The organism is Brucella sp. RRSP16 (assembly GCF_052246815.1).
Taxonomy (GTDB): Bacteria; Pseudomonadota; Alphaproteobacteria; order Rhizobiales; family Rhizobiaceae; genus Brucella; species Brucella intermedia.
The window spans coordinates 1-25,159 of record NZ_JBQQAM010000008.1 but is presented as its reverse complement, the minus strand read 5'-3'; the positions used below and the strand labels follow the sequence as shown (position 1 = coordinate 25,159).

The window sequence follows — 25,159 nt, the reverse complement described above, 5'->3', positions numbered from 1 at the left end:
GCCTCTATGCAAGCACTGGCTCCAGCCATTCGAAGGGAACAGAGATGCAAAATCCTTCCGACGACCAGATTCGCGAAATTCTCCTTTCCGTCAGAACCATAGCGCTTCTCGGCGCTTCTCCGAAGCCGGAGCGCCCGAGCAATGGCGTGATGGAGTTCCTGCTTTCCAAGGGTTACCGCGTGATTCCGGTCAATCCGGGGCAGGCGGGGAAGGATATTCACGGCCAGCGCGTGGTGGCCCGGCTGGCGGATATCGATGAGCCGGTGGACATGGTCGATGTCTTCCGCGAACCCTATTCGCTGCCGGGAATCGTCGATGAGGTGCTGGCCATGCAGCCGAGGCCGAAAGTCCTGTGGACGCAGCTCGGTGTGGTGCACGAAGAAGCGGGAAACCGCGCTCGCGAAGCAGGTCTGACCGTCGTTATGGACCGTTGTCCAGCCATCGAATACCCCCGCCTGATCGCTAAATAGAACGTTTTGGATTTAAATTCTGCGATTCCGCCATCTGGTGGAAAATCCACCTTTGCTTTCCTGGCGGCAACGCATAACGTCCTGTCATCATTGAGGCTTAGACGCTGGAGGAAATCATGTCGAAACGTTCGCCCGGAATTGAAACGCTGGCTGTCCACGCAGGCGCGAAGCCCGATCCAACGACGGGTGCGCGTGCAACGCCGATCTACCAGACCACATCTTTCGTGTTCGAGGACGCCGACCACGCGGCATCCCTGTTCGGCCTTCAGGCTTTCGGCAATATCTATACGCGCATCACCAACCCGACCACGGCGGTTCTGGAAGAGCGCATTGCCGCGCTTGAAGGCGGCACGGCGGCGGTCGCGACCGCATCGGGCCATGCGGCACAGCTGCTCGTGTTCCACACGCTTCTGCGACCGGGCGACAATTTCATCGCAGCGCGGCAGCTCTATGGCGGCTCGATCAACCAGTTCGGCCAGTCGTTCAAGTCTTTCGACTGGCATGTGCGCTGGGCCGATGCTACCAATCCTACCGATTTCGCCAAGCAGATTGACGATCGGACCCGCGCCATCTTCATCGAAAGCTTCGCCAATCCGGGTGGTATTGTGGTGGATATCGAGGCGATTGCCGAAATCGCGCACAAGCACGGCCTGCCGCTGATCGTGGACAACACGCTCGCATCGCCCTATCTGGTGCGCCCGATTGAGCACGGTGCGGATATTGTCGTCCATTCGCTGACCAAGTTTATCGGCGGTCACGGCAATTCGATGGGCGGCATTCTGGTCGATGGCGGCACATTCGACTGGGCGAAGTCCGGCAATTACCCGCTTCTCACAGAACCGCGCCCGGACTATGCCGGCCTGGAACTGCACAAGACTTTCGGAAATATTTCCTTTGCTATCGCTGCCCGTGTTCTGGGCTTGCGGGATTTCGGGCCTGCCATTTCACCGTTCAATGCGTTCCAGATACTGACAGGCGTGGAAACGCTGCCGCTGCGCATTCAGCGCCACAGCGACAACGCGTTGAAGGTTGCTTCCTGGCTGCACGGTCACGACAAGGTATCGTGGGTCAATTATGCCGGACTGCCGCATGATAAATTCCATGCGCTCCAGCAGAAATACGCACCGAAGGGGGCCGGCTCGGTGTTCACTTTCGGCCTTAAGGGCGGATACGACGCTGGCGTGAAATTCGTCGACAGCCTCGACCTCTTCTCCCTGCTTGCCAATATTGGTGACACGCGCTCGCTGGTCATCCACCCGGCATCCACCACCCACCGTCAGCTGACCGACGAACAGAAGGTGGCTGCGGGTGCGGGACCGGATGTGGTGCGCCTTTCCATCGGTATCGAGGATGCTGATGATATCATCGCCGATTTGGAACAGGCGCTGGCGAAGGTCTGATCGATGAGCCGGTTTCTCAATTTCAACCTTTCCGGCATCGAGCCGGAAGAAGGCGCTCCCCCACGGGAGCGCATTCTTTCAGGTAGCCCCGAATTCCGCACCTGGAACTTGGAGGAGAACGCCGAAGGAACGCTTTTTGCAGGCATATGGGAGAGTACGCCGGGAAAATGGCGTATCGAATATGACGAATGGGAGTTCTGCCACATTCTTTCCGGCCGCTCCATCGTCAGCGAGGACGGCGGCGGGAGCCGGGAAGTCGGGGCCGGGGACAGTTTTGTCATCCGACCGGGCTTCAAGGGCAGTTGGGAAGTCATCGAAACCACCCGCAAGGAATATGTGATCAGGTTCTGACCCAAACGCCGCTATATCAAATAAAACACCCGCCGGATGTCGGCGGGTGTTTTGTCTGGTGGCATGCTGTCAGTTATGCGACTCGCGCCTGATCGGTCGGAAAACCGGAACCGTATTCGGTCCGGGCCGCTCTACGACAGGGGCTCCGGATGACGGACGTTCGGGACGCGGCGGGCGGGGGCGGTCCGGCCTGTTGTAGCTTGGACGGTTCCTATCCCTGTCGCGGTCGCGGTAACGATAACCGTCGCGATAGCGATAACCAGAATCTCGATAGTAACGCGGGTAACGACGATAATCGCGGTAATAGCCGCCGCTGTCATAAATGACGCCGGTGCCGATATAGCTGCCGCGCGAATAATAGGGATCGTAACCGTCGCCGTAATAGCCTTCGGACACGCAGCCGCTAAGCGTCAGGCTGGCAGCGCCGATGCCAAGCGCAAGTAAAATGGATTTCAATGACATGTTCGCTACTCCCGAAAGGCCGGGGTCAGCGCTGGAAACGCAATAACCACGCGGCGAACCACTATTTAGAGGGATTATGCGCATTTCTATTGCTAACCCATAATCAATAAAGATTACAGAACGTTAGCTTGGTTAGCTTACTCCATATCTCCACGTCAACGACACTCATTTCGAGCTGATGCTGCAAGCCTGTTGAATAACGCAATAACGTTTCAAAAGTTGCTTGGACAGGTAAAAAGCACTCCAAAAGACAAAACCGCCCCGGAGGGCGGTTGAGGTGTTCGGAGTCATTATCAGAGATTACTGAGACTTCGCAGCACCGATCTTGGTAGCGATTTCGGTAAACTTTTCGCTGATGTTAGTTCCCAAAGCCGTCGTCGCGCCAATAATGACGACAGCGATCAGGGCTGCGATGAGGCCGTATTCAATGGCGGTTGCGCCGGATTCATTTTTACGAAAGCGTGCGATAAGCTTGGTCATGTGTTGCTCCTGAGATCATTTTTGTTTGTTTAGCGGTCGTTGTGACCTGCGAGCAAACTATCCGGCAATTATGTTCACCCTCTTAAGTTGCATGGTAAACGGAAGGTGAGTATTGCATATGCTTAATAAAGTGCTGAATACAAAATGAAATTCGAAACTTCGCCATGAAGGACATTGGAGAATTGCTGAATGCAGGGTTGCAGATAGCAAAGAGCCCCGCTTGCGCGAGGCTCCATTCTCGGGTGGTTGTCGTCCACCTTACTGCGGCAGCTGAGCGCCAGCCTGCTTAACGGCATCGGCCATGGTCTGGCAGAGCTTTTCCTCAGAGAGGTTCTGCGCTTTTGCGCTCGTGGCAATATCCTGCTCCATACCCATCGCGGAAACCTTGCCCTGCTTGCCGGTTGCTTCGGCAGCTTCGGCCTTGGACGTGTCGGCTGGAGCTGGGATAAGCGCGATCATTTTCGTCTGGATTTCGATGGCGCCGCCATCGGTATAACCCTTTTCCTGGCAGTACTGGAGAACGCCAAGCTGATTGCGGGCGGCATTATAGGCCATTTCCATCTGCTCCGGCGTTGCCTGAGCGAAAGCCGTGGCAAGGTTTGCGCCGAGGAAAAGACCGGCCAAAGAAACACGTACCAGATTGCGCATGATAATTCATCTCCATGAGTCAAATACACGTTGTGATAGAGCGAAATTTTTCGGCAAAGGAAACTCAAGAAAAATTAAATAGTGAAATGAAAAATAAAGAAAAATAATTCCTCTCGGAAGGTGTGAGCGTCATGAATATTTCATGGGGGCGTCATATGCCAGTTATTCCGCAGGTTGCATAAGATTTGCGATCAAACGGAAAGCGCCGGGGACGAGCTTGTCGAGCTGGTGGTGCAATACAAGACTCGTATGCGTATGACGGCCTTTGCCAATTTGGGCCGAAACAAGTGCGCCATAAAGCGGTTGCTCTCCATCATCGTGCATTGAAAGCAGCGGCTGATAAGCATCATCCCATGCGGAGGCGAAATAAAGCCCGCGTTCCTTGTGCCAGCCATCCCAATCCACTTCGCTAATGACATTGGGGCCGACGAGCAGTGGGTGTTCAGGCTTAAGAACTGTAACCGCCGCATCGGGTTTCGTAACGCGCCAGCGCAACGAGGGGGAGCCAATCGTCAGTTTTCGCGGCGGCGTTTGGTCGGGATGCCAAGCATCGGATGGCCGATGATAGAGCGTCACGAGATGCCCGCCATCTTCTACGAAGCGGTGCAGCCTGGCTGTCGCTGCTGCGAGGTCGTCGCGTATGCCGAAGGCAAATATTCCGACCACGATTGTGGTGAATTGTGAAAGATCGCCCGCAAGATGGTGCGCTTCGAGGTCGGTAACGTCGAATCCCATGCGTTTCAACCAAAGGTCGACATTGTCGGCACCGCCGCCGATGTAGCCGATGCGTGCATTAGGCAGTTTTACGTCAAGGACCAGCACCGGCAGCACTGCAGGCTCGCGCCACACGGTTCTGCCAATATGCGGATAGTCGGTAAACTGCATCTGCCAGGCGGGGTTTTCGTTGATCGCAGCTTGGAGGTTTGTCAGGCCCGGTTTCGGAGCGGAAGGCCCATGCAGCACGGCGCTCTGACCGTTCAGGCTTATGTTCCAGCCGTTTTGCGGTGTGAAAGCAATCCGTTCAGCCCTGCCGTCGACAACAAGCCTGACCGGCAAATGTTCTTCTCCGCCGGATATAATGACGGCAGGCGGATCGAACTTCAGTGAAGCGGGGGGAACAATAGCGAATGGCTCTTCGAGATCGAAGCCGCACTCCGCCAGATGGTCGTCAAACTGCGCCCTTAGCCGGACAAAGGCTTGCCCGTTACCGCCAAGCGACCGCCATGCAGGCTCGAAAAGCGGGGAAGGTGCCGCGTCTTCCATGAGCGAGACGGTGAAAACCTTTCCTTCCGAGGTTTGCTGCTCGCAGGCGATAGAACAGGTTTCAGGCAGGACAGGTTCAGCCATTATTGCGATTTCTGCCGCTCCGGAGCCATGCTCGATGACGAGCCTTGTCTCATCCCCCGACGCCAATATCGGCTGTTCCAGATAAGCACGCTCGAACAGCGACGCCGCTTCGATCAGGGCAGCATCGATTTCCTGCCGCTTGCGCTCCAGCCTGTGGCCATGCAGCAGGAGAAAACCATCAGGTGCGCTGGTCAGGACTTTTTTCAGGCTTTTCGCCGCATCGGCAAGGTTTTTGGTGATGGCTTCACGATCCGGAAACGCTGCAATGGCCTGTTCGACGGATTCATGAACATGAAAAAGCTGCTTCCGATTTTCAAATGCCAGCCCATCGGCGAGAACGGCGAGGGTTTCCGGTAGTCCCTCAAGAATTGTCTTTTCCGAACGGCTATCCGGCAGTTTCAGATGCAGCGGCCATTCGACCTTTGGCTTTTCCGGCCATTGACCCATGCCTTGAGTGGCGTGGCAGGCACGCGACCACTCGCCAATGCGGTCAAAATCCGCGCCCGTTGCCTCTTCCCGGCCACTGGCATGAAGCGTCAATGTTGCGTCCGGCGGCGGAAGTTCGTCATCATATGTATCGCCACCGCCTGACCATGCAGGAAGATAGAATTTCGCTACCTGCCACGGCGTCAGCCCGTCAGCAAAATGTTCAGGAAAGGCATCGGGATCGGCGGCGAGCCGTATAGCCCGTTCGGCGGCCCGGGTCATGGCGCGATGGTGGCCGTGCTGGCCGGGAACATCGAGAAAGGTAGGCAGCACGATATCCGGGCGCTCGGCGCGATAGGCGCGAACGAGCCGCTCGATGGTCTGCTCCTCTCCCCAATGGGCAAATGTGCCGTCACCATCCTTGGAAAAGCCGAAATCGTGGACGCAATCGTCAGGCCCGTGGCCGAGCCAATGCACGTCGCAATCGAGAATGCGCGCCGCTTCCTCCATCTCGCGGCTGCGGATGACGCCGAGCGCACCGCCGCGTTCCGGGCCGAGCGCGTTCTGCCCACCTTCGCCCCGCGTCGAACAGGCGATCACCACCCGCATACCAAGTCCGAACCGCAAATAGGCCATAAGGCCGCTTTGCTCGTCGTCCGGATGCGCGCCGGTATGCATCAGCGTCACGGTGGAGCGTAGCCTGCCGAGCGCCCGATGCAGGCGGACGAGGGCGGGGGACGATTTCTGGCGCTCAATGCGCTGGCGGGCGGTCAGCATGATCAGACTTCCGAATTGGTATCGAGCTTCGGCGTCATGGCCTCGAACATCGGAAGGGATGCGGCGCCCAGAGCAGCGGTAAACTGTCCCGTCTGTCCGCGAATAACGCGCGGCAATGCGCGGGCGCGGCGGCTCGCGACCGAAATCGGCAGGCCACCCATGTGCCAGATCAGGTCGTCGATAATCGCATCGGGCAACATGCCGCCCAATATGATCGTCTCGGGATCGAGGATATTTTCGATCATGGCGATCATTGGCGCCAGATGGTCGGCAGCTTCCTGCACCCAGCCCATCAGAACCGGATTGCGGGCTTCGTGCAGTTTCTGGAGCGCGTCGAAATCGGTTTCCCCGATGCCCGCCGCATGAAGCTTTTCACGCAGGGCATGAAGCGAGGCATAGGTTTCAAGACAGCCATTCTGGCCGCAGGCGCAGCCACGTCCATTGGGTGTAATGACGATATGGCCGATTTCACCGGCATTGCCGAAAGCACCGCGAAACGGTGCGCCTTCCTGGATCATGCCGAGCCCGATACCGGCCCCGAAATAGATCATGGCGAAGTTGGAAATGGCATGGCCCGCACCGAACAGGCGTTCACCAACGGCGGCGGCATTGGCATCGTTTTCGACCAGGACGGGTTCTCCGCAGGCTTCGCTCAAAACCGCCGCCGCGTCGATTCCGGACCAGCCGGGCAGGGTGGTCGGTCCAACCGAACTCATGCCTTCAATGTCAAAGGGCCCCGGCATCACCACGCCTATGCCGAGGAGGCGCGCCGGAAACGAAGTCTTTACTGCATCGACTTCCTTTCGCAACTGCGCGGAAAGCTTGTCGGGGCTGACATCATAGATCGGGCGTACGTGCTGCGTGCGGGGCTTGCCGGAAAGATCGAGGGCAGTCGTTACCATATGCGTCGATCCCATTTCGACGCCGATGGTCATCGCGCCTTCAGGATTGACCGCGAACTGGATCGGCGGCTGGCCGCGCCCCGTTTTCAGCCGCCCGAGCTGCATCAACAGGTTCTCTGAAACCAGTTCGTCGACGATATTGGCGATGGCCTGTGCAGTCAGGTGGGTCAGGCGGGCGATGTGCATACGGCCAAGCGGCCCATGCCGGCGCACGACGTCAAGCACCACGCGCCGGTTATGATCGCGGATTCGTTCGGGATTCTTGCCGAGGGTAACCGCAAGCGCCCCGCTTGCAGCGGTCGCATATGCGGTGACCGGTGCGCCGTCCGATTTCGATGTCATGGTCCCTCCTGTCTCCCGTCAGAGAGATATCGCGGGCTGTTTCTAACAGCAATATATTAATTCAACTAAATTATCTTATTGACAAAACGCTCGCAACATTGAACCGTAAGAGAGGGTGGTGAAGACTGCTCTTGCTCATGTGGGGAAGTGGGTTCCTGCGTGAGGAAAATGGGCGCTGCGCACGACCTGCGCGGCATGTGGTGGAATAAGCGGATGATGCCAGGCATCTCCGTGGCCGTGCCTGGGACCGCATTCGTACCGGTGGGCGGGGCAATAGGGAGGTTTAAATGCGCAAGCTGTTATTGGCAGGTCTGGTTGCAGGGCTCAGCACCTTTGCGATCAATGCCGCGCAGGCTGTCGAAATCGAATATTGGCAGTATGTCTTTGAGACACGCGTCAAGGCGATGGACAAGCTGATCGAGAATTTCGAAAAGGCCAATCCGGATATCAAGGTCAAGCAGGTCACGTTCCCTTACGACGACTATCAGACGCGCGTTATCGCAGCCAAGATGGCTGGCAAGAGCCCGGACGTGATGCAGCTTTTCTACGGCTGGCTCGACAAGTTCGTGGCTGGCGGCATTCTGCAGCCGCTGCCGCAGGACGCGTTCCCGCATGACAAGATCGAAAGCGAATTCTTCCCGATCGTTTCGGCGATGAAGCGCGGCGATGAATATTACGGTCTGCCGACCGCCGTGCGTTCACTGGCGCTTTTCTACAACAAGAAGCTCTTCACCGAAGCCGGTCTCGACCCGAACAATCCGCCCAAGACGCTGGATGAAATGGTCGAAGCCGCAAAGAAGACGACGAAGCGCGACGCTTCCGGCAATCTTCTGGCCGAAGGCATCACGCTCGACATGCCGGGGCAGGACCAGCATTGGTGGCGTGAGGTTCTGGTGCGCCAGTTCGGCGGTCAGCCTTACACCGACAACGACCGTAAGGTCGCCTATAATGACGCTGCCGGTGAAAAGGCGCTTGCCTTCTATACCGGTCTCCAGACCGAACATAAGGTCGGCGAAGTCAAGTTCATGGACGAAGGGCAGGCGGCTTTCCGTGCCGGCATGGCAGCCATGACCATCGACGGCACCTTCCGTCTCGGTTCGTTCCGCACCATCAAGGACTTCGAATGGGGTGTGACCGAGCTTCCGGCCAATGCGGAAGGCGTGCGCTCCAACTATGCCAGCTACTTCGCCAACGGCATCAGCGCCAAGGCAAGCGGTGAGAAACTCGAAGCTGCCAAGAAGTTCCTGAACTACATCTCCTCGCCGGAAGCCATGGAAATCTGGCTTAAGGACGTAGGCGAACTGCCTGCGCGCCGTTCGGCGGCCCTGACGGAAACGAACCTTGCCGATCCGATCTACGGTCCGTTCCTGAAAGGTCTGGAATATGCGCACACGACCATGTTCGTGGACGAACTGAAGCAGCGCCAGACTGCGGTCGACATGGCCAACCGCGTCATTCTGGAAAAGCAGCCGGTCAAGGAATCTCTCGAACAGGCCGCCAAGACCGAGCAGGAAGTGCTCGACGCAGCCAAGTAACAGGCTTTGAAATTGCGGCGAGGTACGGCCTCGCCGCAACCGAAGGATCTTGAAACATGACAACGACTGTAGCCGGGACGACTGCAACAGGCGGCACGGCGAAGGAGCCTTCGGGCAACCGCCTGACGGATCGCCTTTCCATGCGCACAAGACGGTTGATCTGGGTGTGGAGCTTTCTGGCTCTCCCGATCCTGTTCTATTCGGTCATCCGCTTTTACCCCACGATAGAGGCTTTCTGGCTGTCGCTTACCGATTGGGATCTGATGAACCCGCCAAAGTTCATCGGCTTCGCCAATTACCAGAAGCTTTTTGCCGATCCCGAATTCTGGAAAGTGTTCCGGAACACCTTCACCTATCTTCTGGTCGGCACACCGATCAGCCTCGTGGTGGCGTTCACGATCGCTTATTTTCTGGATCGTGTGCGCATCATGCACGGCTTTATCCGTGCTCTCTATTTCCTGCCTTATCTCACCACGGCGGCTGCCATGGCATGGGTCTGGCGCTGGTTCTACCAGCCTGCGCCTATCGGTTTCATCAATAATATCCTGAATGCACTGGGTCTTCCGCAGCAGGGTTTCCTGCGCTCGGTCGATCAGGGTCTCTATGCGATCATGGCGACGTCCATCTGGGCCGGCCTCGGTTTCCAGATCATCATCTTCATGGCGGGCCTGCGCGCTGTTCCCAACACTTTCTATGAAGCCGCACGCATCGACGGCCTCGGCGAATGGGCGATCCTGCGCAAGATCACGATCCCGCTTTTGAAGCCCACTACGGTATTCCTCGTCGTCTTCTCGTCCATCGGCTTCCTGCGCATCTTCGATCAGGTCTACAACATGACCACGAATGATCCAGGCGGGCCGCTCGGCTCAACCAAGCCGCTGGTGCTGATGATCTATCAGACGGCGTTTTCCTCCTATGCGATGGGTTATGCGGCTGCGCAAACCGTCGTGCTCTTCACCATCCTGCTTTGCGTTTCGCTGTTGCAGCTCTGGATCCTGAGGGAAAAGAAATGACAGCGTCCGCTCAAAACAAACCGCTCCCGTTCCAGAACCTGCGGCCCGGTCGCATCGTGACATGGACATTGCTGCTTATCGGCGGCCTCATCATGATCACGCCGCTGGCCTTCATGTTCTCCACCTCGCTCAAGACGGCAGGGCAGGTCTACGACCTGCGCCTGATCCCGGCAGAGCCGACATTGCAAAACTATGTCACCATTCTCGCCGATGGCCGCTTCATCCGCTGGTTCCTGAATTCGATGATCGTTGCAGTCGTGGTCACGCTGTCGAACGTCTTCTTCGACAGTCTCGTCGGCTATACGCTGGCGAAATTCCAGTTTCGCGGACGCTATTTCATCTTCCTCGCCATTTTGTCCACGCTGATGATCCCCACCGAAATGCTGGTGATCCCGTGGTATCTGATGTCGAGCAAGCTCGGCTGGCTGGACAGCTACTGGGGCATCATGTTCCCCGGCATGATGACGGCCTTCGGCACCTTCCTCATGAAGCAGTTCTTTGAAGGCGTTCCCAACGACTTCCTGGAAGCTGCCCGCGTCGATGGTCTCAACGAATTCCAGATATGGTGGAAAGTGGCCATGCCGCTGGTGACGCCTGCGCTCTCGGCGCTCGCAATCTTCACCTTCCTCGGCAACTGGACCGCATTCTTCTGGCCGCTGATCGTTGCCACCAGCCCGGAGCTTTACACGCTGCCGGTCGGGCTTTCTAGCTTCGCCGTCGAGCAGTCCATCCAGTGGGAAATGATCATGACCGGCGCAGCCATCGCCACGCTTCCCACGCTCGTCGTCTTTCTTCTTCTCCAGCGTTACATCGTGCGCGGTGTCATGCTTGCTGGCCTCAAGGGTTGAACATGTCCGATCTTGATCCACGGCTGTCCGATAAAAGCGTATTCCCCGATCCGGTTTACAAGGAAACCGTGCTTCGCCCGCTTTTTGACGGCGCCAAGACCCACCATGTCGATGGCTTTCGCCGCATCGACCGCGCCCATCTCGTCATGCTGGTTGAAACCGGCATTCTCGACCGCCAACAGGCTGCAGCCATTGCCGGTGCGCTGGAAGCAATCGACAGGGAAATCGATCCTGCGAAACTGACCTATACCGGTGAGGTGGAGGACTTTTTCTTCCTCATCGAGAAGGAGCTGAAAGCGCGGATCGGCGCCGATATTGCCGGTCGCCTTCACACGGCGCGTTCGCGCAACGATATCGACCATACGCTGTTCAAGCTCGGCCTGAAGGCCCGCATCGATACGCTGATGGCGCAGGCGCGCAACCTGCTGGATGCGATGATTGAAGCTGCGGAACGCGAAAAGCAGACGCTGATCGTCGCCTATACGCACGGCCAACCTGCGCAGCCATCGACTTTCGGCCATTATCTTTCGGCGGCAATCGAGGTTCTCATTCGCGATATGGAACGGATGGAAGCCGCGCGCGCCATCGTCAACATGTCGCCCATGGGGGCGGCGGCCATCACCACCTCAGGCTTCCCGATCGATCGCGCACAGGTCGCTGGCCTGCTGGGCTTTGCCGCCCCCTTGTCCAATTCCTATAGCTGCATCGCAGCGGTGGATTACATCACCTCGACCTATTCGGCGCTGGAACTGATGTTCGTCCATCTCGGGCGTCTCATTCAGGACTTCCAGTTCTGGACCAGTTTCGAGGTCGGGCAGATTTATGTGCCGAATGCCTTCGTGCAGATTTCATCGATCATGCCGCAGAAGCGCAATCCGGTTCCGGTGGAACATATGCGCCATCTGGCAAGCCAGACCATGGGCCGCGCCCGCACTGTTCTGGATGTGATGCACAACACGCCCTTCACAGACATGAACGACAGTGAAGGCGAAACGCAGCAGATGGGATATGAGGCATTCGCCTCCGCGGATCGCGTGCTCGATCTTCTGGCCGCTTTCATCGGTGCGATCCGCATCGATCCGGCCCGTGTCGCGGAAAACATCCGACGTTCCTGCATCACGATCACGGAACTGGCGGACTCGTTGGTCCGTATGGAAAATCTCTCTTTCCGCCAGGCGCATGAAATCGCGGCCAAGGTTGCTCGCGCTGTCGTGTCGATGGGCGGCGGTCTGGAAAAGGATGGTTTCGAACCCTTCCTTGAAGCATTCCGCGAATCCGCGGGACGCGAACCATCCTTCGGGCGTGGGAAGTTTGAAGAACTGGTGTCGCCGCAGCATTTCGTGGCTGTGCGTGATCGTCTCGGCGGTCCGGCACCGGCCGCGATGAATGCAGCGCTTGCCCGGCATAAGGCGGAAGCAGATCGCTTCAAGGCGGTGGCTTTCGATCATGCAGCCGCAGAAGCCAAGGCTGCTCGCGAACTCAATGAGAAATTCAGTGCACTTGTGGAGGCACGCTGATGGCAACCATCGAACTTGAAAAGCTGGTCAAGCGTTATGGCAAGGTCGAGGCGGTCCGGGCAATCGATCTCCAGATCAAGGACGGCGAATTCGTCGTTTTTGTCGGGCCTTCAGGCTGTGGCAAGTCCACCACCTTGCGCATGATTGCAGGGCTTGAGGATATTTCTGGCGGTCATCTCAAGATCGGCGGTGAAGTCGTCAATGAACGTGACCCCAAACAACGCAACATCGCCATGGTGTTCCAGAACTATGCGATCTATCCGCATATGACCGTGCGCCAGAACATCGGTTTCGGGCTTTACACTTCGAAGCTGTCCAAAGCCGAGAAAGACAAGCGCATCGAGGAAACCGGCAAGGCGCTGGGGCTGGAACCCTATCTCGACCGTCGCCCGGCAGCGTTGTCCGGTGGCCAGCGCCAGCGCGTCGCCATCGGCCGCGCCATGGTGCGCAATCCGTCGGCCTTCCTGTTCGATGAGCCGCTGTCGAATCTCGATGCCCAGCTTCGCGCGCAAATGCGCATTGAAATCAAGCGCTTGCATCAGCGCCTCAAGACGACGACCGTTTATGTGACCCACGATCAGGTCGAGGCCATGACCATGGCCGACCGCATCGTCGTCATGCGGGATGGTCGTATTCTTCAGACCGGCACACCGACAGAGCTTTATGATAATCCGACTGACGTGTTTACGGCACGTTTCATCGGCAGCCCGTCGATGAATCTGATTGCCGGTCGCCGAAGCGGTGCGGGCGTCGAACTTGCACCCGATGGCGACATTCTGATCGGCGTTCGCCCGCACGACCTCAAGGTCGAGAAGGGAACGGCCAATGGCCTGTCGCTCACCGGTACGGTGACGGCGGTTGAACCGCTTGGTGCAGAAACGCTCGTGCATCTCGATGTCAACGGCGTTTCGGTCATTGCAACGGCACCCGGCAAGGTCATTCCCGCAACGGGCGGCACGCTTTCCGTGGCTGCGCCTGCCGGGAGCCTTTATCTCTTCGATGCCAAGACCGAGAAGAGTCTGGGCCGCCTATGATGCCGCAACAGTTCAGGCGTCCCGCTGTCCTCAGCATCGGACGGATTTATTGCGACCTCATCTTCACCGGGCTGCAATCGCTGCCGCAGCCGGGACGCGAGGTCTTTGCCGAAAGCATGAAGATGGCGGCCGGAGGCGGGGCCTTCATTTCCGCGGCGCATCTTGCCCATGCGGGAAGGGCGGTTGCGCTGGTTGCGCGGCTGGGCTTCGACGGACTGTCACGCGGGCTTGAGCCGGATTTGAAGATCGACGGTGTCGATCTGCGCTTTCTGGAGCGGGCCGACGATGCCGGGCCGCAGGTGACGGTGGCAAGTGTGATCGGCAATGACCGCGCATTTCTGTCGCGCCGCGCCGGTTCGGCGCTTCCCACAACCCTTTCTGCTGCCTTGCAGTGGAAGGAGGCGGGGCATTTGCATATTGCTGAATTTGCAACGCTGCACGAAATCCCTGACCTCGTGCAGCAGGCGAAGGCGGCGGGCCTATCCGTCTCGCTCGACCCAAGTTGGGACGATGCGCTGATCCAAGATCCAAGCCTGCTTGCCGCCTGTGAAGGCGTCGATATCTTCCTGCCAAACCGCGAGGAAGCGCAGGCCATCACCGGGTACGATGACCCGGCAAAGGCACTCGATGCGCTGGCGGCCCATTTCCCGGTCGTAGCTCTCAAGGGGGGCGGCGAGGGCGCGTGGCTGCGCACTGCTGATTCCAATATTCATATGGCGGCGAAGGATGTGCCGGTTGTCGATACGACCGGGGCCGGCGATGCATTCAATGCCGGTTTCATCGATTCCTGGCTTGAAGGTCACGATGTGCACCGGGCGCTCGCGGCCGGTATCGAATATGGAAGCCTTGCAGTGCAGGCGGCGGGCGGCGCTTCCATCCTGCGTTCGCCTGACCGTCTGGCGGGATAAAAATTCAGGGCGGCGGCTGAATGCTCGCCGCCCCCGACAATTTGTTTACCTGCTCTGTTCAGCAATCATCAACACGGGTTGCCGACTTTGCCGACGCTTGGCTTTATGCGGTGTCTTTCAGCCGGCTCTCCTGCGTCTGACTGGTCCCTTGGCGGGAGTACGGAGGTGCTTGTAGAAAAATACAAGAAAGAAGCCAGATGCTGATTTTTGCACTTGCGCTCGTCGCGCGAATTGCCTAAACGGCTCTCACAACGACTGGCCAGACACTTGGCGAAGCAGTCGGGCGATTAGCTCAGTTGGTAGAGCGCTTCGTTTACACCGAAGATGTCGGGAGTTCGAGTCTCTCATCGCCCACCATTTTTCTTCAAGAAAATCAACGACTTACAGCTAAGCCCTTCGGGGCTTTTGTTTTACCGCCACCGAAACCGCCACCGAAAACCCTCCTTGAATCAAATGCCGCCGGTGGCAATAATTGGTTCAGGCGGACGTCTGCAGTCGCAGAATCGGATGTCCTCGTGGCCTGTGGGTCTTCCTTGCTGAAGGCCGACCTCAGCAAACTCTGGCGACTGTGAGCTGAGAAAGCATTTGGATGGCCTGAATTCTAGAGAACTGGATTCAGGCCATTTCTTTATCCGATGCTCTTCACTCGATGATACGAGCCTTCGCCAGTACCGACCTAGGCAGCATGCCGTTTTTCCTTCTGAGATCATCCTGGCTGATATCCCCGCGCTCCAGCATCGCGGCGTCGCGCTTCCGTTCGAGCTCTTTTGTATAAGCCGACCACTCATCGAAATTGTCGACTACCTCGATGAGACCATCTCTATGAGATACGACTGGCCGGACGATCTCGTCGCCGAATTCGTCAAACTCTGGTATCGGAATTTTCATGGCGGGTCTCCCTTCACGTAGAATAGTGCGACGTCGGCGTGAAAGTTGGAAGCCATATTCCCGAGCGGTAATTCGAGTTGTCGGCAACTCATCGCAAATCAGAAAAAATCAGGAAAAATTGAGTTTGTAACATATAGGTTACATAGGCCGTCGCAACGTCAAAAATGGGCAACAAAAAAAGGCCGCGAAAGCGACCTTCTGCTCGATACCCAGACTGGATTCAAACCAGCCACCTCATTCATCGTCTTAAGACGTCATGCCTGCGCTCTATTAATGTTCCTGAGCTACTGGGTATCGATAATCCAATAATGCCGCCCTAAAATGTAAGTTGCAAACTAAAAAAGGCCTCCAGCGAAACCTTTTTCAATGTCGGATCACAATGTTTTGGTGCTGTCGGATTACAGTGTTTTAATGCTGTCACGCTGCGACAAGTACTAATCCGTCTTCATATTTCCGAGCTAGCTGAATCAGGTCGCCAAGCGTTGCCGTGCTATCGTCCAATTTCCATAGCCGCTCATTAAGCTGCTGAACGCGATGTCCTTCTTCTCTAAGCAGCCAAATCATATGTGCCTCGGAAATCGGAACTGATTTGCAAGTCTCGCCCTTCAAAGCATTTCTATGCGCATCCAACGCCAACGCCGCTGAAGCACCGGAATATCCACGGACGACGTCGCGCCAGTCAATGTCCGCATCAGCAACTCTTCTTTTGCGATCCTGAAGCGCAGATGTTTGCACGGTGTCCGGCAGACGTCCGACCAAGGTCCCGTCAATCAGCTCGAACGAGATATCGGTTAGAGGCAGCTCTTGAGCAGAGACCCCAGCATTATTTCCGAGAAATTCGAGCACAAATGTTGGTCTGAATCTGATGGTTTCCGGCTCTTGCAAAAGCGGAGCCGTATACGATTTAGCTTTTCGTAGAACGATTAACCCGCGTTCATCGCCGCGAGTGACGCTGTATTTATCACCGACCTCAAGGCTGATTGCAGTAAGTGCCTCTGGAGATAAAATTCAACCGCATGGAGCTTTCCATTGCAGTCCAATATTTGGCCTGATGTCGGCTGGTGCTGATCTCGAAACGGATATTCTCCCGGCCATCCGGGCAAAGGCCGCTCAAATGCGAGCCAGAGGCGACAGCCCTGCTAGCAAGTGGTCGTTCTTCGTTGGACCGATCAAAGACGCTTACAACAACCGCATCAAGGCAGGCGAGGGGCTTGCCAAACCGGCGCGCATCATAACCCCAGACACGGAGTTAGCTCCAGAAACTCTCGAAGCAGAATGGGAAAAGCGTCTCAACTACGCCCGCAGAAATTCTAACTGGATTTCAGCGGTATGGGGTCCAATGCCCGGTGATGCCGGGTGCCGTGTTCCAAGCAATCTACTTCAACCAACCGACGGAAAAGACCGATACGGCGTCCGTTGGGATGACCAGTCAAAGAGGGCAGCATGATGCGCCAGCCCATCACCCGTTACATGGCAGAGAAAGACGCGGTTTACGGCGAAGCATTTCGTCTTTGGCGTCAAGGCAAGGACACGCTGGAAATAGGCAGGATCATGGGGATCAGCGAAGCCGATGCGCATCGACGGGTCCATACGATGATCAGTCATGAAAACCGCCGCCCAGCCCGTTTTGTCAAGCATGGAACACTATCATGAAACCTGAAACTGTTTTGATCAATGAATACCTCGCCAAGCATGGAGCCCGCCGGTTCGAGCAGGGAACGTCTTCCGGCATCCACGGGCTTGCACCATTCTTGGCCGAATATGGCTATGAGGTTGCCGGCGCGCCCCACGGAGGCGTCAAGGTTCGTCGTGGCAAAGGCCAGTGGAGACGTATGTCCATGCCGGGTCTGATTGCGCTGGCAGATGAAATCCGCATTGCGCAGGGGCTTCAACCCTTCAGCGCGGCGCACAAACAAGCGGCATAGGAGAGAAGCATGTCGTTCAAGGACACGAAAGTCATCGTTCTCAAGGAAAATGTTTGGAACTCGTGGGCGCGAGATTTCGGCACTTTCCTTACGTTTGCGGGCCTTATTTCCATCGGCGTTTATCTCGAAAGTTCAGCGCTGCAATGGGTTGGCGCGATTATAGGCTTCTTCGTCATAGCCTGCCGGAGCATAGCGTTCTTTAACAATCAAAAGCTGACAGTTTCAGAAGCGCGGAAAGTTCTGGACGAACTCGAAGCTCGTGAAGCAGCATAGGAGAGGGCGATGGACGAAGCGATCAATCACGCAATCATGAACGGTATTGGCTGGCCAGCGTCATTCGCAATCGTAGGTGTGGCTTTCGCGATAGTGGCTTGGTTTTGGATTTTGGCGAAGTACTGAGGCAGCGAGGAACGGACATGGCCAGGACGAAGGCGGCAAAGATCAAGGCGAAACGCGGAAGGCCGAAGAAGGAAGGAGCTCTGCGCACGCCTTCTGGTCAGATTAGCCGAGCAAAGGAGCCGCCAGCAAAAGCGGCCCAGCTTGCGAGGATGAGGATATTCGGCATGACAGCATCGGAAGCGCTTTCGGATCTGGCAAGCGACAATCTCGGTAGGCTTCACATGGCGTACAAGCGCGACAAATCGGAAGGCATCAGCACAAGCCAGTACGACGCCGCCGAGCGCTATCGTGAAGTGCTGAACGACCGGCGTAAGGCCGAATGCTCTCCTGCCGCGCATTACGATCAAACGGGTCCTGTCGGCGCCTGTGACCCGGATGAATATGCCAAATGGGTTGTTCGGGCAAAGCAGGCCTACAGCGATGCGCGCCGCGTCATTGAAGAGGCACAGCTAGAGACACGAAACTCGAACCTGTTCGCTGCTGTGCAGTTCATGCTGGAGAATGACCAATACTTCCCTCATATGATCGGGGATATTCGTCTCGCCTGTAATGCACTTTATCGACATTTTTCACGAAAGCTCGAAAGAAAGTTGGATAAATGTCTTGTCATGTCGGGCGAAGCAGAATAATCTGCGCATAGTTTCAGGGTGCAAAATTGCGGCCTGAATAAGAATTCAGCGGCCTTCGGGCCGCTTCTTGTTTTAGGCGAGCCGATGTTCACCGCATTTTTAGCGGCCTTCACATTGCTGATCTGTGCGCCTGTGGCATATGTTTGCCTCAAACTACCAATGCCAACCTTGTTCAAGTTCGTGTATCTGGCGGTGATCGCATTAGTGGCAGGGCTTACGATCATTTTGGGCAGGCATTTAGGCTAAGTGGCATTGGCTTCTGGGCTGATTTTTCATTGACCAGCCCGTTTGGTTACCCCAATCTTCTCTCTGAAAGGAGAGAGGAAATGGGGAAAGTACTTATTCCAGCGATTATAGCGGGGATTTTCTTATCCGGTTGCGGCGTGAGCGCATCGACCTACGCGACGGGGCAGCAAGCATTAAAGGGAAGTCCGGCAGTAAAGAGCGATTTCATCCGCACTTGCACGCAGAGAATACGCAATAAGCCGTTTAAGACGCGTAAAGGAATAGCGAGAATAGCGAATACGTCGGTATCATCCGCCCCGAGGGTGTACTGCACCAGATTGACGAATGGCATGGCGTCTGGACGCCTCACACATTCCGATATCAATGCTGCTTCACGTGGGCAAGTCACCCCCAACATAGTCAAAGTGCTTCAGGGGCGATAAGTTTCGAGGGAGTGCCTCAACGGAATGCGAGGGCGTTTCGCACTTCGAGCGTATCAAGCGCCGATCCTCGAAAGTAGCTGACGGCCAGCGAAGATAGCCGTAGTCGGTTAAGGGTGGCGTAAAGACATTGTGAGAGCCTCGCCCGAAAGGGTCCGACTAGCGCACCAATCAAAACGGGATGGCCTCATCCTGCGGCATTGACCGGAGTTTCAAGAAGTCGTCACGGTCAAAGATATTGTAGCCTTCGATCCATACCTTAAGGTCAAACGTGGCATGTCGGACAAACTCTTGAGCGGTTTCGAGTTCGGTGAACTCGTATGGCCGTGAAGTTCCGTCTTCTAAGAGTTCCAATACCTTGATCTGATACATTGCTGCCTCCTGTTCCCATCAGGATAATGCGATTATCTAAATGCAGGATCAATAGTCAGCCCTCATGCAGTACCGTCCCACTTATCCGGGTAGCGCGAGACATGAAGGGGAAAAAGAAGGAGGGATATTCACACAAGGGTGTCTCTCCTTTAAACCAATGGTTGATCTAACCTGCGGGTGTTGCACTTTGGCTACAGACATTGTTGCGGAAATGGGTATTTAGATATCCTTGAAAGTTTTGATCTTTCTTGTCCATCTAAGGGGGTAATATGCGTTTGAAATCGATTCTGCTCGCTTCCACTATTGCTGTTTCTTTTGTTTCCGGTGCGAAAGCTGCCGACGCAATCGTAGCAGAGCCAGCACCAGTCGCAGTGGACACATTTTCGTGGACCGGCGGCTACATTGGTATCAATGCGGGTTATGCTGGCGGGAAATTCAAGCACCCATTCTCTGTTTATGACGAACTGTTGGATGAAACGCTGGTTTCTGGTTCGGTGAACTTTAATGCAAGCGGATTTGTTGGCGGTGTGCAGGTTGGCTACAACTGGCAATTCGACAATCGGTTTGTTGTAGGCGCAGAAGCTGACTTCCAAGGCTCAACCGTAAAGGGTGATGTCTCCGCCCATGCCGACGGCCTTAGCGCGAACGCCGAAACCAAGATTGAATGGTTCGGTACCGTGCGTGCTCGTCTGGGCTATGCTGCTACCGAGCGCTTGCTCGTTTACGGTACGGGTGGTCTTGCTTACGGCAAGGTCAAGTCGGGCTACAGCTTGTCCGACGGTGTGGACAGCATTGGCGAATCCACTTCGAAGACCAAGGCAGGTTGGACGATCGGTGCTGGTGCTGAATACGCGATCAACAACAACTGGACGCTGAAGTCTGAGTATCTCTACACCGACCTCGGCAAGCGGACCCTGATCAACTATACGGATGCGGATCTGTTCAACTACAATCTGGAAAGCAAGGTGAATTTTCACACTGTACGGGTTGGGCTGAACTACAAGTTCTAATAGCAGAAATATCTCCAGTCGATTTAAACCGCTCGGTATTGGCCGGGCGGTTTTTTTGCACCAATCGATCTCGATGCGCTCAACGATATTTGGCCGCATCGTTTAAATGGACATCGGATAGCTTCCGCCACATTACCGGCGAACTGGAACGGCTAGGACGATACTGATGCGCCGCCCCATCATCCTCGCTAACGCCACGTGGCAAGCTATTCTTGGCCTCAAGCGCCTTCACCTTGCCGCTGTGCTGCGAGGAGACATGGACGACGCCCAGATGATCAGAGAGCAGATACTCGCGCACATGGACGCCTACCTGGATCACCAGACCGAGGCAGCAGTAGCAGCAGAGCTTAAGGCGAAGGGGTAAAGGCATGGCAGATATACCAGCCGACATAATGGCACTGGCAACGGAATTGCTGGATGGAGCGTATCAGTTCCCTGATGGGACGTATGCGGCAGGTGCGTATGAGGCAATCGCCAAAGCTATCCTTGCGGAGCGGGAACGTTGCGCTGCAATTGCACGGCGCGAAAAGAACAACACCATGTCTCTTATGTCTATGCCGCCGCAGCCGCAGCGATAGAGCGCGCAATTCTTACCGGAGAACCCGTATGCAACGCAGAGCATTCCTCAAATTCCTCGGCCTCGCTCCTGTAGCTGCTGCCGTTCCTGCAATGGCGCTGCCAAGGGCGGAGACCGTCAAGAATATCGTAACAGGTGAAGCTGGGCCGGAATTGGTCATCAATCCAGAGATTACCAAGCCTCTGATCTTCCAAGATGGAAAGTTTTGGATCAATCAGGCAAACATCGGACAGATCACGTCCGGGAAGCTTCGGACAAGCAATGGCATTGAGATAGATATGCAGAACGGGAACGTGAGCTTTACTGTCTGATGCCTGATCCAGTCGTATTGGCCGAAGCCGCATGGCAAGACATTCTTGGCCTTCAGCGACAGCACTTCGCCGCCGCAATGCGTGGTGACAGGGATAGCGCCGAGGATATCCGGCGAAGGATGCACGATATGTTGGACGTGCATCTCGATCACCGGTCTGAGGCTGTTGTCAAAGCCGTGATGCAGACGAGGGATTAGAATTGGCCGCGGAATTGGTAACGACTGAGAATCTGCTCCCTAATTACTTTCGCTGTAAGTTCTCCAAGGGATCGTCGTAATTCACGCGGCAATACTCATTTGGATTGTCGGTGCTCGGCCACATAGACGGCTTTGGGGCATCTTTCGTAACTTCAAAATGTACGATTGCACGCAATTCGCCGTTATTATCAGGGATGGCTTCTTCACGAAGATTTATTATTATACCGCTGCGATAAGATGGTAGCGTTTTTGATTCATGTAAAAAAAACGGCTTGCCCTCCAATCCTGCAAACTCATGTTTTTTCACTCGCCAAGATATGGAATCGTAAATGATTTTGTCTTTGCTTGACCCAATTTTGACTACACCTTTCGGAAATAATCCTTCCGTACGGCAAAGCACGTGAAGCGATATCGGTTGTTTCATCTTTCCCCCTCTATTCCCATTTCTACATAGCGGCTAACCGTTTCCCTCACCCCAAAGCAAGAACGGTATAAGTTTAGCGTCTGCGCAGGAGGTCCAGGATTTGATTCGCTGCGGATTTAACAAAGCCAACTTCTGATCTCAATGTGTCGACCTTCTTCTCAACGGATTGTATCAGCGTCCCGGAATTAAAGTAGTCGGTAACACCAAGAATAGCGCTACAGCTAGAACAGCAAACAGCCATCATTTTATAGCGGCCACCTGACGGAGATATTTCCGTTAGCTTAGTCCCGATATGATTGCAATGTCCGCATTTCGCCATACTCGAATCCCCAAGGTTAGCCGATGCCTGTTCTGAAAAATGCCCGTCATGAAGCGTTTGCGCAAGAGCTCGCAAAGGGAAAGACTGCGGATGAAGCATACAGGATTGCAGGCTTTAAACCGAACCGCGGGAATGCTGCGACGTTAAAGCGGAAACAAAGCATTTCAAAACGGGTGAGTGAGCTTCTCGAATGGGAACAAACGGTAGAGCGCAAGGCCACTGAAAAGGCCATCGACAAGCTCGCGATCACCAAAGAGCGAGTTCTAGCAGAGCTGGCAAAGATCGGGTTTTCGGACATTCGGAAAGCCATCAAATGGCATGGTTCGCTCGTAACCGAGGAAGACAATCCCGATGGCGGTGACGTGCTCGTCGTCAAGAATGTGGTCACGAATAACGTGCAGCTCGTATCGAGCGACGAAATTGACGACGACACGGCGGCGGCTATCGCAGAGATCAGCCAGAATTCTACCGGCGGGATCAAGTTGAAGCTGCATGACAAGAAGGCCGCGCTTGTCGACATTGGTAAACACCTCGGGATGTTCATTGAGAAGCACGAGCATTCCGGTGGGATATCTCTGACTGTGTCGCAAGAGGACGCTGAACTGTGAGACATGGCTTCAATTCAACTTACGGAGAAACAGCGACAGGCTAACCGCCTATTGGCTGGTCCTGCGCGCAACATCATGCTGCGCGGCGGCTCCCGGTCGGGGAAGACCTTCGTGCTTGTCCGAGCCATCGTTCAGCGGGCAATCAATGCGCCAGGCTCTCGGCATGTCATTTTCCGTTTCCGGTTCAATCACGCCAAGACCTCGGTTTGGTCCGACACTCTGCCGAAGGTTCTGAAGCTTTGCTTCCCATCGCTGCGCGTGCGGTTCGATAAGACTGACTTCTATGTCGAGTTACCGAACGGTTCTCAGGTCTGGATTGCGGGCTTGGACGACAAGGAGCGCGTTGAGAAGATTCTCGGGCAGGAATACGCAACGCTCTATTTCAACGAAAGCAGCCAAATACCTTGGGCATCGGTTGAAACCGCAATGTCCCGACTGGCCCAGAAGTGTGAGCTCGCGGCTCAAATAGCGAAAGCCACCGGACGGCAGTATCTGGCGCTCAAGGCCTATTTCGACTGTAACCCGCCGTCAAAACTGCATTGGAGCTTTCAGCTATTCCGGGCGAAAATGAAGCCTGGCACGAAAGAGGCGCTTCCTAATCCCGACGACTACGTCGAGATGAAGGTTAACCCTTCCGATAATGCCGATAATCTGCCGGCGGAGTATTTCGACGTGCTGGCCTCGATGTCAGCACCAAAGCGGCTTCGTTTTGAAGCGGGCGAATGGGCAAGTGAAGTCAACGGCGCCTTGTGGGCGCTGGATGACCGCACGGCTGCCGACGGCAAGATAATGCCAGGTATAGACAGCTTGCGAGTGAAACAGGCGCCAGAGCTTGTTCGTATCGTGGTCGCTGTCGATCCATCAGGCACGCGTGGTGATGACGGTGGCGACGATATCGGCATCGTTGTCGCCGGCCGTGGGGTAGACGGTCACGCTTACATTCTTGAAGATGGCACTTGTCAGTTGTCGCCGGAAGGATGGGGCACCCGACCGTGCAGACGCCCTTGTATGGGCAATCACTGAATTGATGCTTGGTGACGAGAAAAACGTCGCAATGTTCCTTAGAAAGAAGCACCGATGAACCCAATTCGAGCCTTGGCCAATGCCGCGGCGCGTCGGCTCGACGTTATGTTCCCGGGCTACTTCAGCGCTGCCAAGCATAATCATTACGCTGATTTCGGATATCCTGAAAACCTGACGTTCGATATGGTGTATGGCATGTACCGCCGAAACGGTATTGCCGCAGCTGGTGTTGACAAGACAATATTGAAGACCTGGCAGGACAATCCATTCCTTCAGGAAAAGCAGCGTGACGGGTCAGAGGGCAAGAGAACCGAGGAGACGAAGCTTGAAGCCGATATTCGTCAACGGTTCGAAGACCTGCGCATCTGGTCACGCATTGCTGAGACAGATCGCCGGTCATTGGTTGGGTCGTACTCCGGTCTGATCCTTCGTCTGGCGGACAACAAGAAGTTCTCGGAGCCGGTTGATACGGTGCCCGGCGGTCTTTTGGGGCTGGTCGAAGTACTCCCGGCGTGGGAAGGCCAGCTGCAGGTCTCGCAGTGGGATACGGATGAACTTTCCGATACCTACGGTCAGCCGCTGATGTATCAGTTCAATGAGGCCAGCGTAGGAGAAGAAACTCGCCAGCCCCGCCAGTTCATGCTGCATCCAGATCGGGTGATTGTCTGGTCGCGGGATGGAACGCTGGATTGCCGTTCGTTACTTGAGCCCGGTTACAACGACCTGATCACCTTGGAGAAGGTCAGCGGCGCAGGCGGCGAGGGCTTCTGGAAGAACGCGAAGTCCGCGCCAGTGCTCGAAGTCGACGCCGAGGCCAAGCTTGACGAAATGGCCAAGATCATGGGCGTACCGGTGGATGAACTTGTCGACCGCATGAATGATCAGGTCGAGGACTGGCAACGCGGCTTTGACAAGCTGCTGATGATGCAGGGCATGACTGCCAAGACACTTGGCGTCACACTGCCGAGCCCGGAACACTTCTTTGCCATCGCCCTCCAGGCGTTCGCAGCTTCCATCTCGATACCGGTCAAGATCCTTGTCGGTTCACAGACGGGCGAGCGCGCCAGCACGGAAGACGCTGACGAATGGGTCAAAACAAATATGTCCCGCCGGACAAGCACAGTCCGCCCTAACATTATGGATTTCGTCAACCGTCTTGAGCGGTTCCTGGAGTGCTCCCCATTTCACCGGACAGGTCGGCTAGTTTGATTTAGCCCTGATGAACTGCCGTGGGGAAGCCATCTTGAGCGCGGAATGTGGATGGATTTCATTATAGTCCTCGATCCATCCGTCGATGAACTGGAGCGCTGTTTCTGCGTCCGGTAGTGCTGCGATGCGAATATAATCCCGCT

Annotated in this window: 29 protein-coding genes, 1 tRNA gene and 1 pseudogene; 20 read left to right on the top strand and 11 right to left on the bottom strand. The window is 55.8% G+C overall.

From position 1 onward, the window contains the following. Window positions 1–44 precede the first annotated feature (44 nt). The 3 genes from ACS5UA_RS13765 to ACS5UA_RS13755 all read left to right on the top strand — a co-directional run bounded on the left by ACS5UA_RS13765 (window position 45) and on the right by ACS5UA_RS13755 (window position 2,221). Window positions 45–470: a CoA-binding protein gene (locus ACS5UA_RS13765; RefSeq protein ID WP_006472814.1), complete on the top strand. Its 426-nt coding sequence runs from the start codon at window positions 45–47 to the stop codon at window positions 468–470. A 116-nt stretch (window positions 471–586) separates the two neighbouring features. Then, complete coding sequence (locus ACS5UA_RS13760) at window positions 587–1,870, top strand: O-acetylhomoserine aminocarboxypropyltransferase (RefSeq protein ID WP_006466523.1); 1,284 nt, start codon at window positions 587–589, stop codon at window positions 1,868–1,870. 3 nt (window positions 1,871–1,873) lie between these two features. Further along, on the top strand, window positions 1,874–2,221 hold the full coding sequence (locus tag ACS5UA_RS13755) for a cupin domain-containing protein (protein WP_112701472.1): 348 nt from the start codon (window positions 1,874–1,876) through the stop codon (window positions 2,219–2,221). A 69-nt stretch (window positions 2,222–2,290) separates the two neighbouring features. Here the strand turns inward: ACS5UA_RS13755 and ACS5UA_RS13750 are convergent, their stop codons facing one another. The 5 genes from ACS5UA_RS13750 to ACS5UA_RS13730 form a co-directional block, all read right to left on the bottom strand. After that, complete coding sequence (locus tag ACS5UA_RS13750) at window positions 2,291–2,683, bottom strand: hypothetical protein (RefSeq protein WP_006466525.1); 393 nt, start codon at window positions 2,681–2,683, stop codon at window positions 2,291–2,293. A 300-nt stretch (window positions 2,684–2,983) separates the two neighbouring features. Continuing rightward, window positions 2,984–3,163 (bottom strand): Flp family type IVb pilin, encoded by a 180-nt coding sequence (locus ACS5UA_RS13745; RefSeq protein WP_353392504.1) that lies wholly within the window; start codon window positions 3,161–3,163, stop codon window positions 2,984–2,986. Window positions 3,164–3,421: 258 nt separating this feature from the next. Beyond that, the gene (locus tag ACS5UA_RS13740) at window positions 3,422–3,811 is read right to left on the bottom strand and encodes a pore-forming ESAT-6 family protein (protein ID WP_100648464.1); all 390 of its coding nucleotides are present in this window, start codon (window positions 3,809–3,811) and stop codon (window positions 3,422–3,424) included. Window positions 3,812–3,973: 162 nt separating this feature from the next. Next, on the bottom strand, window positions 3,974–6,361 hold the full coding sequence (locus ACS5UA_RS13735) for a PIG-L family deacetylase (RefSeq protein WP_112701469.1): 2,388 nt from the start codon (window positions 6,359–6,361) through the stop codon (window positions 3,974–3,976). 2 nt (window positions 6,362–6,363) lie between these two features. Beyond that, a complete protein-coding gene (locus ACS5UA_RS13730; RefSeq protein ID WP_353392506.1) occupies window positions 6,364–7,605 on the bottom strand; it encodes an ROK family protein in 1,242 nt (413 codons plus the stop codon). A 287-nt stretch (window positions 7,606–7,892) separates the two neighbouring features. Between ACS5UA_RS13730 and ACS5UA_RS13725 the strand changes: the two genes are divergently transcribed. The 7 genes from ACS5UA_RS13725 to ACS5UA_RS13695 all read left to right on the top strand — a co-directional run bounded on the left by ACS5UA_RS13725 (window position 7,893) and on the right by ACS5UA_RS13695 (window position 14,817). Beyond that, window positions 7,893–9,140: an extracellular solute-binding protein gene (locus ACS5UA_RS13725; RefSeq protein WP_021587749.1), complete on the top strand. Its 1,248-nt coding sequence runs from the start codon at window positions 7,893–7,895 to the stop codon at window positions 9,138–9,140. Between the two features lie 140 nt (window positions 9,141–9,280). Next, on the top strand, window positions 9,281–10,153 hold the full coding sequence (locus ACS5UA_RS13720) for a carbohydrate ABC transporter permease (protein ID WP_036565766.1): 873 nt from the start codon (window positions 9,281–9,283) through the stop codon (window positions 10,151–10,153). Then, entirely contained in the window at window positions 10,150–11,001 is an 852-nt protein-coding gene (locus tag ACS5UA_RS13715) for a carbohydrate ABC transporter permease (RefSeq protein ID WP_021587748.1), read from the top strand. The genes ACS5UA_RS13720 and ACS5UA_RS13715 overlap by 4 nt, the downstream gene beginning before the upstream one ends. A 2-nt stretch (window positions 11,002–11,003) precedes the next feature. Beyond that, window positions 11,004–12,518, top strand: a complete 1,515-nt coding sequence (gene argH, locus ACS5UA_RS13710; protein WP_443101407.1) for an argininosuccinate lyase — start codon at window positions 11,004–11,006, stop codon at window positions 12,516–12,518. Beyond that, on the top strand, window positions 12,518–13,552 hold the full coding sequence (locus ACS5UA_RS13705; RefSeq protein ID WP_196108520.1) for an ABC transporter ATP-binding protein: 1,035 nt from the start codon (window positions 12,518–12,520) through the stop codon (window positions 13,550–13,552). The genes argH and ACS5UA_RS13705 overlap by 1 nt, the downstream gene beginning before the upstream one ends. Then, window positions 13,549–14,460, top strand: a complete 912-nt coding sequence (locus ACS5UA_RS13700; RefSeq protein ID WP_100648471.1) for a carbohydrate kinase family protein — start codon at window positions 13,549–13,551, stop codon at window positions 14,458–14,460. Before ACS5UA_RS13705 ends, ACS5UA_RS13700 begins: the two co-directional genes overlap by 4 nt. A gap of 281 nt (window positions 14,461–14,741) precedes the next feature. Then, a tRNA-Val gene (locus ACS5UA_RS13695) sits at window positions 14,742–14,817 on the top strand. Window positions 14,818–15,102: 285 nt separating this feature from the next. Here ACS5UA_RS13695 and ACS5UA_RS13690 read toward each other — a convergent pair. Together ACS5UA_RS13690 and ACS5UA_RS13685 are read right to left on the bottom strand one after the other, a co-directional pair. Continuing rightward, a complete protein-coding gene (locus tag ACS5UA_RS13690) occupies window positions 15,103–15,348 on the bottom strand; it encodes a hypothetical protein (RefSeq protein WP_112701466.1) in 246 nt (81 codons plus the stop codon). Between the two features lie 417 nt (window positions 15,349–15,765). After that, window positions 15,766–16,233, bottom strand: a complete 468-nt coding sequence (locus ACS5UA_RS13685; RefSeq protein ID WP_162718820.1) for a hypothetical protein — start codon at window positions 16,231–16,233, stop codon at window positions 15,766–15,768. A gap of 558 nt (window positions 16,234–16,791) precedes the next feature. On the opposite strand from ACS5UA_RS13685, the gene ACS5UA_RS13680 reads away from it, so the two are divergent. From ACS5UA_RS13680 to ACS5UA_RS13665, 4 genes are all read left to right on the top strand, one after another. After that, the gene (locus ACS5UA_RS13680) at window positions 16,792–17,001 is read left to right on the top strand and encodes a hypothetical protein (RefSeq protein WP_113463544.1); all 210 of its coding nucleotides are present in this window, start codon (window positions 16,792–16,794) and stop codon (window positions 16,999–17,001) included. After that, window positions 16,998–17,273, top strand: a complete 276-nt coding sequence (locus ACS5UA_RS13675; protein ID WP_112701463.1) for a hypothetical protein — start codon at window positions 16,998–17,000, stop codon at window positions 17,271–17,273. The genes ACS5UA_RS13680 and ACS5UA_RS13675 overlap by 4 nt, the downstream gene beginning before the upstream one ends. A gap of 9 nt (window positions 17,274–17,282) precedes the next feature. Beyond that, window positions 17,283–17,546, top strand: coding sequence for a hypothetical protein (locus tag ACS5UA_RS13670; RefSeq protein WP_112701462.1), 264 nt, complete (start codon window positions 17,283–17,285; stop codon window positions 17,544–17,546). 143 nt (window positions 17,547–17,689) lie between these two features. Continuing rightward, window positions 17,690–18,301: a hypothetical protein gene (locus ACS5UA_RS13665; RefSeq protein ID WP_443101482.1), complete on the top strand. Its 612-nt coding sequence runs from the start codon at window positions 17,690–17,692 to the stop codon at window positions 18,299–18,301. 836 nt (window positions 18,302–19,137) lie between these two features. Here ACS5UA_RS13665 and ACS5UA_RS13660 read toward each other — a convergent pair. After that, window positions 19,138–19,338, bottom strand: a complete 201-nt coding sequence (locus ACS5UA_RS13660) for a hypothetical protein (protein ID WP_112701460.1) — start codon at window positions 19,336–19,338, stop codon at window positions 19,138–19,140. Window positions 19,339–19,613: 275 nt separating this feature from the next. Between ACS5UA_RS13660 and ACS5UA_RS13655 the strand changes: the two genes are divergently transcribed. Then, window positions 19,614–20,348 (top strand): outer membrane protein, encoded by a 735-nt coding sequence (locus tag ACS5UA_RS13655; RefSeq protein ID WP_112701567.1) that lies wholly within the window; start codon window positions 19,614–19,616, stop codon window positions 20,346–20,348. A gap of 79 nt (window positions 20,349–20,427) precedes the next feature. On the opposite strand, the gene ACS5UA_RS13650 is transcribed toward ACS5UA_RS13655, so the two are convergent. Then, window positions 20,428–20,718 (bottom strand): hypothetical protein, encoded by a 291-nt coding sequence (locus ACS5UA_RS13650; protein WP_162718819.1) that lies wholly within the window; start codon window positions 20,716–20,718, stop codon window positions 20,428–20,430. Here ACS5UA_RS13650 and ACS5UA_RS13645 point away from each other — a divergent pair. Beyond that, window positions 20,717–20,926 (top strand): hypothetical protein, encoded by a 210-nt coding sequence (locus ACS5UA_RS13645; RefSeq protein ID WP_196108522.1) that lies wholly within the window; start codon window positions 20,717–20,719, stop codon window positions 20,924–20,926. The two genes, ACS5UA_RS13650 and ACS5UA_RS13645, sit on opposite strands and share 2 nt — an antisense overlap. 28 nt (window positions 20,927–20,954) lie before the next feature. Beyond that, window positions 20,955–21,236, top strand: a complete 282-nt coding sequence (locus ACS5UA_RS13640) for a hypothetical protein (protein WP_112701458.1) — start codon at window positions 20,955–20,957, stop codon at window positions 21,234–21,236. Between the two features lie 240 nt (window positions 21,237–21,476). Here ACS5UA_RS13640 and ACS5UA_RS13635 read toward each other — a convergent pair whose 3' ends face one another. Further along, the gene (locus tag ACS5UA_RS13635) at window positions 21,477–21,857 is read right to left on the bottom strand and encodes a hypothetical protein (RefSeq protein ID WP_162718818.1); all 381 of its coding nucleotides are present in this window, start codon (window positions 21,855–21,857) and stop codon (window positions 21,477–21,479) included. 342 nt (window positions 21,858–22,199) lie between these two features. Here ACS5UA_RS13635 and ACS5UA_RS13630 point away from each other — a divergent pair, with 342 nt between their 5' ends. The 3 genes and pseudogenes from ACS5UA_RS13630 (at window position 22,200) to ACS5UA_RS13620 (ending at window position 25,016) form a co-directional block, all read left to right on the top strand. Continuing rightward, complete coding sequence (locus ACS5UA_RS13630; RefSeq protein ID WP_196108523.1) at window positions 22,200–22,784, top strand: terminase small subunit; 585 nt, start codon at window positions 22,200–22,202, stop codon at window positions 22,782–22,784. A gap of 3 nt (window positions 22,785–22,787) precedes the next feature. Next, window positions 22,788–23,774: pseudogene (locus ACS5UA_RS13625) on the top strand (phage terminase large subunit); the annotation flags it as partial. A gap of 105 nt (window positions 23,775–23,879) precedes the next feature. Beyond that, window positions 23,880–25,016, top strand: a complete 1,137-nt coding sequence (locus tag ACS5UA_RS13620) for an anti-CBASS protein Acb1 family protein (protein ID WP_278501917.1) — start codon at window positions 23,880–23,882, stop codon at window positions 25,014–25,016. On the opposite strand, the gene ACS5UA_RS13615 is transcribed toward ACS5UA_RS13620, so the two are convergent. Continuing rightward, the coding region (locus ACS5UA_RS13615; protein ID WP_443101218.1) for an integrase core domain-containing protein at window positions 25,008–25,159 on the bottom strand (152 nt) is incomplete at its 5' end. The genes ACS5UA_RS13620 and ACS5UA_RS13615 overlap by 9 nt on opposite strands.